Below are 11,183 nucleotides of genomic sequence, written 5' to 3'. Positions count from 1 at the left end.
CGGTACAAGAGCTGGACAATTCGACTATGCACGTGCCCGCTTCCGATCACTGGACCGCTGCCGATCTCGACCATCTCCCCGAGAACGGACTCAGATACGAGGTCCTCAATGGTCAGCTCGTCGTGAACGCCGCGCCCAAACCGATCCACCAGCGGTTCGTTTCCGTGCTGGGGAGAATCCTGGAGGAGGCGCTACCCGAAGGGCTCTACATGATCCCTGGTGTCGGCGTCCTGATCGGTGACGACGAGCCGATTCCGGATCTGCTGGTCTGTGCTGGGCCGATCGCGTGGGATGACCGGGGGATACCTGCCGCGCAGGTACAGCTCGTGGTGGAGATCGTCTCGAGGTCTACCGCCGCGATGGATCGCCGGATCAAACCGGACCTCTACGCGGACGCGGGAATCCCCAACTATTGGCGGCTGGAGACCGCTCGCTTCAAGGGCCAATTGCCCGGCGAGGAACTGCCGATACTGTTCGCCTACGCGCTCGCCGACACCGGAGAGTACGAACTGGTGCGGCGCGCCGCCACGGGATCCAAGGTCGTCATGCAGCGGCCCTTCGAAATCGCTTTCGACACAGCGAGACTCCTGCCCTAGCCGCGGTCCGGGCGCGGGTTCGTTGCGCTGTGAGAGCCGCTCGCGATAACTCGTTGAACAGCGGGTTCGGACGTATCGTGGGCAAGGCGCCGTGGGGGCGCGCGCGAAGGAGGGGCTGTGACGACCAATGGGCAGATGGCGCTCGAGCTGAGCGGGCTGTACAGGAGATTCGGCGGGCCCTGGGTGGTCGAGGGCGTGAGCCTGGCGGTGCCGCCCGGGTCGTTCTTCGGGCTGGTGGGGCCCAATGGCGCTGGGAAGACGACCACCCTGTCGATGGCGGTGGGGTTGTTGCGGCCGGACCAGGGGCTGGCGCGGATCTTCGGGCACGACGTGTGGGCGGACCCGGTCGCCGCGAAGGCCGTGGTCGGGGTGCTGCCCGACGGGATGGCCTTGCCGGAGCGGCTGACCGGGCGCGAGCTGTTGAACTTCACCGGGCTGCTGCGCGGGATGGACAAGGCGACCGTGGTCGGCCGGGCGGACGAACTGCTGCACGTGCTGGAGCTCGACGGCGCGGAAAACACTGTGGTCGTGGACTATTCGGCCGGTATGCGGAAGAAGATCGGGCTGGCCACAGCGCTGCTGCACGCGCCGAAACTGCTGGTATTGGACGAGCCGTTCGAAGCCGTGGATCCGGTGTCGGCGGGGACCATCCGGACGATCCTGCAACGGTTCGTGGCCGCCGGGGGATCGGTGGTCCTGTCCAGTCACGTGATGGCCCTGGTGGAATCGATCTGCGATCGGGTGGCCGTGATCAACCGGGGCCGCGTGGTCGCGGGCGGCACCCTCGCCGAGGTCCGTGGCGACGGGACCCTGGAGGAGGCGTTCGTGCGGCTCGTCGGCGGGCGGGTCGGCGGCGAGGAGGGGCTGTCGTGGTTGGCGTCCTGATCCGGATGCGGCTGCGCATCATCGGACGCAGCCTGCGCGAGACCCGGTCGGCGCTGAACTTCGTGCTGGGCAGCATCTTCGGGCTGCTGGCGGCCCTGTTCACGGCGCTCATCATCGCCACGGGACACGAGAGCGTACACGGCGGCGTGACCATCGCCGCGGCGTTGTTCGGGGCATGGACTCTGGGCTGGATCTGCGGGCCGGTCGTCACCGGAACCAGCGACGAAACCCTGCAACCCGAGCAGTTCCGGTTGCTGCCGTTGACGACTCGGGAACTCGCCTACGGGCTCGGGGCCGCCGCGTTCGTGGGGCCCGCGCCCATCGTCAACCTCATCGCCTTCGGCGGGCTGGTACTGCTGGGAGCTCAGATCGGCTGGGCCGCAGCCGGAATCGCGGCGCTCGGCGCGGTCCTGCAACTCGTGTTCGTGGTGCTGCTGGCCCGCGTGGTGGTGGCCTGGCTGGGCGCGGCCATGCGCTCCCGGCGTGGCAAGGATCTGGGCGTGCTGTTCGCGGCGCTCATCGGGTTGGCGTACTACCCGCTGAACCTGCTCATCACCACGGCCGGGCCGAAACTCGACGGCGACCGCGGCGGCCTGTCCATCCTGCTGCGCTCGGTCCCGTCGGGCTGGGCCCCGTACGCCGTCGAGGCCGCCTCCCGCGGCGACTACCTGCTCGCGCTGCTGGCACTGCTGGGTCTGGCCCTGCTGTCGCTGGTGCTGTGGCAGTCGTGGGCGGTGCTGCTGGAACGCCGGCTCACCACCCCGCCCGCACCCGAGGCCCAGATGGTCGACACCGGCGGCGGCCTGCTCGATCGCTTCCTGCCCACCACTCCGGTCGGCGCGGTGGTCGCCAAGGAACTACGCACCTGGTGGCGGGACGGCCGCCGGCGCGCGGCCCTGATCCCGCTGCTGATCATCGGTTTCGTGCTGCCGATCTTCCTGTCGGTCCGCAACGGCGGTAGCGGGACCATCGCGTTCTCGGGCGCTTTCGTGGTGTGGCTGGCCACCATGTCCAGTACCAACCTGTACGGATTCGACGGCACGGCGGTCTGGCAAACGCTGGTGACGCCGGGCGCGGCCCGGGCGGACGTGCGCGGCCGGGCCTACGCCTGGGCTCTGCTGGTCGGGCCGGTCTCCGTGATCTCCACGCTCGTCCTGCCCGGCGCGCTCGGGCTGGCCCACCTGTATCCGTGGGCGATGTCCACGCTGCCGGTGCTGTTCGGTGTGGGTGTGGGGGCCGTCGTGTACCTGTCCACCCACGCCGCCTTCGCGCTGCCGCCGCAGCGCGGAAATCCGTTCGCGGGCACCGGGAACCCCGGCTGCATGAAGATGCTCATGCAGTTGGCGGTGGGCGTGGTGCAGCTGCTGGCCGCCGCTCCCGCCCTGGCCATCCTGGGAGTCGGTGCCTACCTGCACAATTCGCTCGTGCAATGGGCTGCCCTGCCGGTCGGTGTGCTGCTCGGTGTACTCGCCGCGCTGCTGGGAATCCGCTTGGCGACCACCCGATTGGCGGAGCGGGGTCCGGAACTGCTGGCCGAGGTGAAACCGCGCTGACCACCGCTACTCACCCCGCCGCCGATCATCGGCCCGGAATCGGGTAGCGCACTGAGGCCCTGCGGGAAGCGGGATTACGCGGACCGGGCACCCGCCGGGGCGTCCACCAGGGACAGGCCGTCGCCCACGCGATCCCGAAGGCCCGCGCGGATGATCCGGTCGGCCCGGAACCGGGCTGCGGCACAACGCATCACGGTTCCTCCGCCGCCCCGACCCGCTTCCGCAATCTGATGACCCGCGAGATCGCCATCGTGCAGCGCAATGACGTGGAACAGAACGCCCGCCTGTTCGCCCTGGTCAACGCCGCCCTTGCGGGAACCGCGATCCGGTGCGGGGACGACGCCGCCTTCGTCGGCACGACCTTCCGGACCATCGTCGGCTACTACGCCGCCGCCGACGGTCCCGAAAGCCTCACCGACGATCTGTGGGTCGCCGGGTTGCGGCAGGATCAGGCCGCCGGACCGCGCGTGCCCTGAAAAGCGGGCGGCAGCGCGGTGAGATCCACCGTCTCCGCCATCGCCTGGGCTCCCGCGTCATTGAGGTGCATGCCGTCGCCGCCGTCGAGGTCGGGACGGATGAAGTCCGGCCGGGCCGGATCCTCCACCGCCGCGGCCACATCGAAGACGGCGTCGAACACGTCGGTGCCGCGCAGCCACTCGTTGACCACGTTCCGGACCGGAACGCCGTCCTCCAGCGAGAGTCCGGGGTAGATCGCCCCGGCGAACGGCCCGATGGTGTTGGCGTACACCGGAAGTCCGGCCGCGTGGGCCCGCTCGGCCAGCGCGGTGAACCCGGCGATCAGCGCCTCGGCGGTGGCGGTCCCGGCCAGGATGAGGTCGTTGATGCCGAAGTTGGCCCACACGGCCGCGACCCCGGGCACCGACAGCACGTCCCGCTCGAATCGGGCCAGGCCGTGCTCGCCGATCTCGTCGGTCAGCAGCCGGTTGCCACTGATGCCCTGGTTCACCGCCCACCCGGCGGCCAGCCGCTCGTTGAGGACATCCACCGAGCGCCGGTTGGCGGCGTGGGTGGAACCGACACCCTCGAACCAGGAGTCGCCGAAGGCGACCAGCACCGGCACGTCGGCATCGACAGCGACGTCGATGCCGGTGAGGAAGAACCGCAACGCGGTCTCCTCGGCATCGGACGGTGCGGCGTCGCCCGTCCGATCGCCGGCGCTGATCCAGCTCGAATCCATCGGGAACTGGGCGAACGCGGGTCGAGTCGGCTCCGGCAGGTACACGCTGACCGCCAGTTCCGCGCCCGCCTCCACCGGCAGCTCGACCGGATCGCTGACCAGATCGGCCCCGGCCGGGATCCGCGCCGATGCGGACCCCGCGAACCGCACCTCGCTATCGGTCTCCGCCACGATCTCGCCGCCCGCCTTGCGGAGAGCGACCCGGGCCGCCCCGATCACCAGGTCCTCGGTTCCGTACCGATTGGTCAGCCGGACCCGCAGGCTCGACCCACCGCCGGCCACCCGCACCACCTGGCGGACCGTCTCGTCGGCGAAGTCCCGCGGCTCGGCCAGCTTGATCTCCTCGGCCGGATTCACCAGCGGCGCACGGAATCCCGCTGCCCAGTGCTGTGTCGTCATGAGAACCTCCATTTAGTTGCGGTGCGGAATATTGCGCTGACAACAAGATAGCGCATTTGTTCCGCGTGTCAACTATCCCCAGCGAAATCATCTGGTTTACGCTGGTCGGCGTGGATCCCAAGCATCTCTTCGACGACCCCCGGCTGACCGCCGTCGGCCTGCTCTACGAGGCCCACGAGGGGCTCATCGCCCGGCTCGAGGAGACCTGGAAGAGCAATGGACTCTCCGGTCTCGACCTCAATGCCCTGATGCGCCTGAGTCGCTCACCGGGTCGCCGGCTGCGCATGACCGACCTGGCCACCCAGACCGGCTTGTCCACCAGCGGCGTCACCCGTCTGGTGGACCGCCTGGAACGCAACGGCTTCGTGCGCCGCGAACCCGACCCCGCCGACCGTCGCAGCTCCTATGCCGTCCTCACCGCCGCCGGGGCCACCCGCGTCGCCCGCGTGCTGCCCGCCTACCTGGACGGCATCGACCGCTGGTTCACCAGCCTGCTCACCCCCGCCCAGCTCGACGACCTCACCGCGAGCCTGCGCGTGATCCGCGACGCCACCAATGCCGCGGCCACTCAGATCTCGGAATGAGCCGACATTCCGCACAACCGTCGCGGCGGGCGCGCAGGCGGTAACTTGCGAACCGCAGGGTGTGTCTTCTTTGCGGTGAGAAAGTGGGACGGAATGACGACCGAACGTGCGCTGGTCATCGGCGGCGGTGGTGTGGCGGGGATTTCCTGGGCGACCGGCATCGTCGCCGGGCTCGCCGACGCGGGGGTGGATGTGACGGGGGCGGACCTGCTCCTCGGGACGTCGGCGGGGTCGAACGTGACCGCGCAGCTCGGCAGCGGGACCGAGCTCGCGGAACTGGTGCGGCGGCAGGTCGATCCGGCGGTGCAGAGCCGCGAGATCGTGCCGTCCATGGAGAAGTTCGCCGGACTCTGGGAGACCATGACGGCGATCATCGAAGAGACGCAGGGGGATTCGCCCGAGCGGCGGCAGCGGATCGGGGCGCTCGCGCTGACCGCCGAGACCGTCCCCGAGGCGGACCGCCGGGCCGTGATCGAGACCCGGCTGCCGGTGCACGAGTGGCCCGCCCGCGACCTGCGCATCGTCGCGGTCAACGCCGAGACCGGGGAACCTCGGGTCTTCGACAAGGACTCCGGGGTCGCGCTGGTCGACGCCGTGCTGGCCAGTTCGGCGGTACCCATGGTGTGGCCGTGCGCCACCATCGACGGGGTGCGCTATACCGACGGGGGCGTCCGGACCTCGGTGAACGCCGACCTCGCCACCGGCTACGCCCGGGTGCTGGTGATCGCGCCGATGCCCGACGAGGAGCTCGAGGCCCAGGTCGCGGGACTGGTCGCGGCCGGGGCGCGGGTCGAGGTGATCGCGCCCGACGAGGCGGCCACCACCGCCTTCGGACTCAATCCCCTCGACACCGCCACCCGGCTCCCGTCACTGGAAGCCGGTCGCGCCCAGGGCAAGTCGGACGCGGCGCGGATCGCCGCGCTCTGGCAGGACTGATCGAGCGGGATCGGCCTCAGCCGACGGCGCCGGCCGCCAGCGCCGCCTTCCAGCCGCCGTATTCGCTGATGTCCTTGGCGGATTCGGCGGCCGCACCGGCGCAGCCGAAACCGGTGTGCCAGGTGCCGTCGGCCAGCTCGACGGCACCGAGCTGCATCGGGGCGGGCAGATTCGCGAGGAAGCGGCCGAGGGCGGCGGGGGAGAGCAGCCAGCGCTCCCCGGCCACCGCGACGCCGGATTCGATCGCGGCGACGCGAGTTACGGCCGGTTTGGGCGGGACCGTGTCGAGCGCACCGAGGCGGTAGTGCGGGGCGGTCTCGACCGGGCCGCCCCAGCGGGCGCCCAGCTCGATCAGCTGGTGTTCGAGGGGCTGTCCACGCAGATGCGCGCCGAAGACGATCAGGTCCTGCACGGGCGCGACGGCCGTCGGCCAGCACCGGTCGAGCGGCGTGCCGGTGATCAGCGCGGCGATATCGATCGCGACGGCGTCCTCGAACGCGCGGGCCAGCACCGTCACCCCGAAGTGCGGCTCCTGGGTGGGGACCGCCACCGCGCACAGGTCGAAGAGGTTGCAGAAGTTCGTGTACGTGCCCAGCCGGGAGTTGACGCCGATCGGGTCGGCGGCGACCTCGGCGATGGTCGGGTGGACCGGCACGGTCGGCGTCAGCAGCACGTCCGCGCCCGCGAGGCTCGCCATGGCGGTGGCGCGCAGGCGTTCCAGTGCGGCGAGATCGGTGACCAGCCGGTGCGCGGGCAGGTCGCGGGCGGCCCGGATGATGGAACCGACTGTGGGATCGGCGGATTCGGGATGCGCGTCGACGAACTCCCCGACCGCGGCGTAGCGTTCCGCGACCAGCGCGCCCTCGTAGAGGAGCTTCGCGGCGGCCAGGAACGGCGTCGGATCGATTTCGACAATGGTCGCGTCCGCATCGCGCAGCGCCGCGACCGTGCGCTCGACAGCGGTGTGCCACCGCGGATCCAGGTCCGGCAGCGTGCCGAAGACGGCCACCACGGGCTGGGGCGGAGCGGCCAGGCGGGTGTCGGCGGGCCACGGGCGGTCCCCGGCCCCAGCGGCCATCACCCGCATGGCGCGGTCGGCCAGGCTCAGGTCGGCGGCGAAGATCGTCACGCAGTCGTAGGACCGGCACGCGGGCACCACGCCCGCGGTCGAGATCACGCCCACCGTCGGCTTGATGCCGACCAGGCCGTGCAACGCGGCCGGGACGCGTCCCGAACCCGCGGTATCGGTGCCGATGGCGATATCCGCCTCGCCCGCGGCCACCGCCACCGCCGAGCCGGAACTCGAACCGCCCGAGACGTATCCGGGCCGTAGCGGGTTCTCGACGACGCCGTACGGCGAGCGGGTGCCGACCAGGCCGGTGGCGAACTGATCGAGATTGGTCTTGCCGACCACGACCGCGCCCGCCGCCCGCAGCGCCGCCACCGCGGGCGCGTCCCGCTCCGGGGTGTAGGCGAAGTCGGGACAGGCCGCGGTGGTCGGCAGTCCCGCCACGTCCACATTGTCCTTGACGGCCAGTCGCAGCCCAGCCAGAGCTCCCGCGGCGGAGGCGAGGTCGGCGGCCACCTCGGCATCGTCGCGGCGGTGAATCCACGTGGTCATTCGTGCTCCCGGATCAGGTCGGAGTGGTGGGATCGGGTCAGGGCGTTTCGGCGAGTTCGCCCGCCTCGCGCCAGGAGTTGCGTTCGGCGGTGAAGGCGTCGGCCTGCCGGGCGCGGAAGTCCGCGATGGAGGCGGCGTTGTCGGCCAGGAACTTCCGGTAGTCGACGAGCCGGAACTCGCCGTCCTCGGCCAGCAGTCGCCCCCGCCCGGCGGCGGTGTCGGCGCGCAGGTCGAGCAGCTCCTCGGCACTCACCGGATACCAGCTGATCCGGTCGAAATAGCGCAGCAGCCACGGGTCTTCGCCGATCCCGCTGGAGCGGTGGTTCCACACCTGGGTGGTGCGGCCGACGAACTGGTAGCCGCCGGGACCCTCCATGCCGTAGATGCACAGGTACGCGCCGCCGATGCCGACCGCGTTCTCCGGCGTCCAGGTGCGGGCCGGGTTGTACTTGGTGGTGACCAGCCGGTGCCGGGGATCGGTGGGGGTGGCGACCGGCGCGCCCAGGTAGACGTCGCCGAGGCCCAGCACCAGGTATTCGGCGGCGAAGACGGTGTCGAAAACCTCGTCCACGGAAGCCAATCCGTTCATCCGGCGGATGAACTCGATATTCCACGGGCACCACGGGGCGTCGGCGCGCACGCCGTGCATGTACCGGGTGATGGCCTCCCGGGTGGACGGGTCGTCCCAGGACAGCGGCAGGCGCACCGTGCGGCTCGGGACCACCAGCCGGTCGGCGGAGGGCAGGTCGGCCTCCACCTCGGCCAGCAGGTCCAGCAGCTTGCGGGTGGGCAGGCGATCGGGATCATTGCGCACCTGCAGCGACCGGACGCCCGGGGTCAGCTCGGTGATGCCCGGTTCGGCGCGTTCCAGCAGCGCCTGGTGCAGGGCGTGCACGCGGGCGCGCAGCTCCAGATCCAGTGTCATATCGCCGTATTCGACGAGCAGGCCGTCATTGCCCGCACGGCGGTAGGTGACGGCGGTGTCCGCGCCGTCGCGGCGGGCCAGCACGCCGTCGTCGCCGTCGCCGCCGGTGGACAGCACCACCGGCCAGGCGGCGCGGCGCTCGGCTCCCAGTTCCCGCAGCGACGCCGCGCGTTCGGCGCGCACCGGCACGAAGCGCACGCTGTCACCCGGGGTGAGCTGGCCCAGCTTCCAGCGATCGGCGGCGACCACGGTGACCGGGCAGACGAACCCGCCCAGACTGGGGCCGTCCGGGCCGAGCAGGATCGGGGTGTCGCCGGTGAAGTCCAGCGCGCCGACGGAATACGCGGTGTCGTGGATGTTGGAGGGGTGCAGGCCCGCCTCGCCGCCGTCCAGGCGCGCCCACTGCGGCTTCGGCCCGATCAGCCGGACACCGGTCCGATCGGAGTTGAAATGCACCTCGTAGTCGGTGCCGATGATGGTGTCGAAGTCGGCGCGGGTGAAGAACTCCGGCGCACCGTGCGGGCCCTCGGTGACCGCCAGCTCCCATCGCCGGGTCAGCACCGGCTGATCGTCGCCGGGCACCCCGGCCGTCACCCGGCCCGCCGGGCCGAGCTCGAACCCGTCGTCGGCCGCCAGCGCCCGCCCGGTACCGCCGCCGAACTTGCCGAGCGTGAAAGTCGAACGGCTGCCCAGGTATTCGGGCACCTCGATTCCGCCGGCCACCAGGACGTAGCACCGCATGCCCGGTCCGCGCACCATGCCGACATCCAGCACCCCGCCCGCGGGCACCAGCACGCTGCGCCACTGCCGGACCGCGCGGCCGTTCACCGTGACCGGCGCCGGCGCGCCCGTCACACACACCCAGGTGTCGGTGTCGAAGCGCAGCGCCGGACCACCGAGCGTGCACTCCAAACCCGCCGCGCCCTCGGGATTCCCGAGCGCCCGATTGCCCAGCCGGAACGACAGGTCGTCCATCGGGCCCGATGGCGGCACGCCCACGTGCCAGTAGCCGACCCGGGCGGGCCAGTCCTGCACCGTCGTCTGCATGCCCGGGCGGACGACCCGGAAAGCCGGTGCGGGGGAGGAGTTCTCGGTCACGGCGAGATCGGGGAGCACGGCCGTCATCGGGTCACCACCATGCGGACGGGCGTCGGGTCGAAACCGTTGCAGGGATTGTTGATCTGCGGGCAGTTGGAGACCAGCACCAGGGTGTCGATCTCGGCGCGCAAGGTGATGGTCTTGCCGGGCGCGGACAGGCCGTCCACGATGCCCAGCGTCCCGTCCGCCTCGACCGGAACGTTCATGAACCAGTTGATGTTCGAGACCAGGTCCCGTTTGCCCAGCCCCCACTTCAGGCCCTCGGCCAGGAAGTTCTCCACGCAGGCGTGCTGATGGCGGGTGTGGTGGCCGTAGCGCAGGGTGTTGGACTCCTGCGAGCACGCGCCCGCCACGGTGTCGTGATTGCCGACCTCGTCGGCGGCCACCGTCATCAGCGGGGTCCCCGCCTCGGTGAGCAGCACGCTGCCGGTCGTGAGGAAGATATTGCGCTGCGCGGTCACGGTGGCCTGGGCGCTGTAGCGGTCGGCGTGGTCGGCGGCGTTGTAGAGCAGGCAGTCCACGGCCTGATTGCCGTGCAGGTCGATGATCTCCAGCTGCTCCCCGGCCCGGACGACGGCCGACCAGGGGGCGCGGGCGGGGACGGTCTCGTCGAGGACCACGATGCGGTCGGTGGTGGTGATCATGCGCGGACCTCCAGAGTGCGTGCGTGCCAGTCCTGTTCGGTGTTCTCCACCGCGCGCAGGTATTCCGGATCGGAGTCGGGGGGCAGGGCGAGGTCGGTGGGCGCGGCCCAGGCCACGACCTCGAGCGGGGTCACCGGCGTGGGATCGAGGGGGTGCTCGGCATTGGCGATCAGCAGTGTTACCGGCAGGTGGATCAGCAGGTCGACCGCCGCGCCCGCGCCCGCGCCGCCGGTGCCGGTCAGCGCGCCATCGGATGCCACGCGCACGCCCCGGAAGAACGACACCGTCGGACCGATGTCGCGGGGGTCCAGTCCTTGCTTGACCCCGGCCATCTTCAAGCCCTGGCGTGCGGCGGGAGACGGACCGCACAGGGTGTCGTGCTGCCCGGAGGTGTCCGGGAGAACGGTGGCCAGCACCCGGCCCTGATCCGACAGCAGCGGATGGCCTTCGCCCAGGTACGCCTGCCACGGCACCTTCACCGTGTCCGCGACATTCAGCCGCTCCCACGGTGATTCGGCCCGCAGCAGCAGGACGTGCGCGCACGCCCCACCCTCCGGGTCGGACAACCGCACCCGGGTGCCGCGGGCCAGCACGACATTCGCGTAGCCGCCGGCCGGAATGCGCTGGGCGAAGGTGACGGTCGCGGCGTCGATGTCGGCGGGCAGACTCGGTCCGTGGCCGGCGGCGGCCGCCGCCTGCGCGCGGGCGTGATCACGCGCTCCGGTCGTATTCGCTGTGGTCATT

General features: G+C 71.0%; 11 protein-coding genes. 6 read left to right on the top strand and 5 right to left on the bottom strand.

Annotation, left to right across the window (positions count from 1 at the left end; translation table 11 throughout):
• The first annotated feature begins 26 nt into the window (after positions 1 to 26).
• The 4 genes from ABZ412_RS15000 to ABZ412_RS14985 all read left to right on the top strand — a co-directional run bounded on the left by ABZ412_RS15000 (position 27) and on the right by ABZ412_RS14985 (position 3,510).
• Positions 27 to 596 (top strand): Uma2 family endonuclease, encoded by a 570-nt coding sequence (locus tag ABZ412_RS15000; protein WP_357280823.1) that lies wholly within the window; start codon positions 27 to 29, stop codon positions 594 to 596.
• Positions 597 to 731: 135 nt separating this feature from the next.
• Positions 732 to 1,481 (top strand): ABC transporter ATP-binding protein, encoded by a 750-nt coding sequence (locus ABZ412_RS14995; RefSeq protein WP_357091369.1) that lies wholly within the window; start codon positions 732 to 734, stop codon positions 1,479 to 1,481.
• A complete protein-coding gene (locus ABZ412_RS14990; RefSeq protein ID WP_357280820.1) occupies positions 1,466 to 3,034 on the top strand; it encodes a hypothetical protein in 1,569 nt (522 codons plus the stop codon). The genes ABZ412_RS14995 and ABZ412_RS14990 overlap by 16 nt, the downstream gene beginning before the upstream one ends.
• Positions 3,035 to 3,264: 230 nt before the next feature.
• Positions 3,265 to 3,510 (top strand): hypothetical protein, encoded by a 246-nt coding sequence (locus ABZ412_RS14985; RefSeq protein ID WP_357280817.1) that lies wholly within the window; start codon positions 3,265 to 3,267, stop codon positions 3,508 to 3,510.
• Here ABZ412_RS14985 and ABZ412_RS14980 read toward each other — a convergent pair.
• On the bottom strand, positions 3,483 to 4,631 hold the full coding sequence (locus ABZ412_RS14980) for a GDSL-type esterase/lipase family protein (protein ID WP_357280815.1): 1,149 nt from the start codon (positions 4,629 to 4,631) through the stop codon (positions 3,483 to 3,485). The genes ABZ412_RS14985 and ABZ412_RS14980 overlap by 28 nt on opposite strands.
• Before the next feature lie 110 nt (positions 4,632 to 4,741).
• Between ABZ412_RS14980 and ABZ412_RS14975 the strand changes: the two genes are divergently transcribed.
• Both ABZ412_RS14975 and ABZ412_RS14970 read left to right on the top strand, forming a co-directional pair.
• A complete protein-coding gene (locus ABZ412_RS14975; protein ID WP_357280812.1) occupies positions 4,742 to 5,215 on the top strand; it encodes a MarR family transcriptional regulator in 474 nt (157 codons plus the stop codon).
• Between the two features lie 93 nt (positions 5,216 to 5,308).
• Positions 5,309 to 6,151 carry a patatin-like phospholipase family protein gene (locus ABZ412_RS14970; RefSeq protein ID WP_357280809.1) on the top strand — a complete coding sequence of 281 codons (843 nt, stop codon included), beginning with the start codon at positions 5,309 to 5,311 and terminating at the stop codon, positions 6,149 to 6,151.
• 16 nt (positions 6,152 to 6,167) lie between these two features.
• Here the strand turns inward: ABZ412_RS14970 and atzF are convergent, their stop codons facing one another.
• Genes atzF through ABZ412_RS14950 form a run of 4 tightly spaced genes read right to left on the bottom strand, consistent with a single transcriptional unit; the run spans position 6,168 to position 11,182 of the window.
• On the bottom strand, positions 6,168 to 7,772 hold the full coding sequence (gene atzF, locus ABZ412_RS14965; RefSeq protein ID WP_357280806.1) for an allophanate hydrolase: 1,605 nt from the start codon (positions 7,770 to 7,772) through the stop codon (positions 6,168 to 6,170).
• 37 nt (positions 7,773 to 7,809) lie between these two features.
• On the bottom strand, positions 7,810 to 9,822 hold the full coding sequence (locus tag ABZ412_RS14960) for a 5-oxoprolinase/urea amidolyase family protein (protein ID WP_357280803.1): 2,013 nt from the start codon (positions 9,820 to 9,822) through the stop codon (positions 7,810 to 7,812).
• Positions 9,819 to 10,439 carry an urea amidolyase associated protein UAAP2 gene (locus tag ABZ412_RS14955; RefSeq protein WP_357280800.1) on the bottom strand — a complete coding sequence of 207 codons (621 nt, stop codon included), beginning with the start codon at positions 10,437 to 10,439 and terminating at the stop codon, positions 9,819 to 9,821. The genes ABZ412_RS14960 and ABZ412_RS14955 overlap by 4 nt, the downstream gene beginning before the upstream one ends.
• Complete coding sequence (locus ABZ412_RS14950) at positions 10,436 to 11,182, bottom strand: DUF1989 domain-containing protein (protein WP_357280797.1); 747 nt, start codon at positions 11,180 to 11,182, stop codon at positions 10,436 to 10,438. Before ABZ412_RS14950 ends, ABZ412_RS14955 begins: the two co-directional genes overlap by 4 nt.
• Position 11,183: the final 1 nt, after the last annotated feature.

It is taken from the genome of Nocardia sp. NPDC005746 (assembly GCF_040630785.1).
Taxonomy (GTDB): Bacteria; Actinomycetota; Actinomycetes; order Mycobacteriales; family Mycobacteriaceae; genus Nocardia.
The sequence above is the reverse complement of the archived record's forward strand: the minus strand, read 5'-3'. Positions and strand labels throughout refer to the sequence as shown.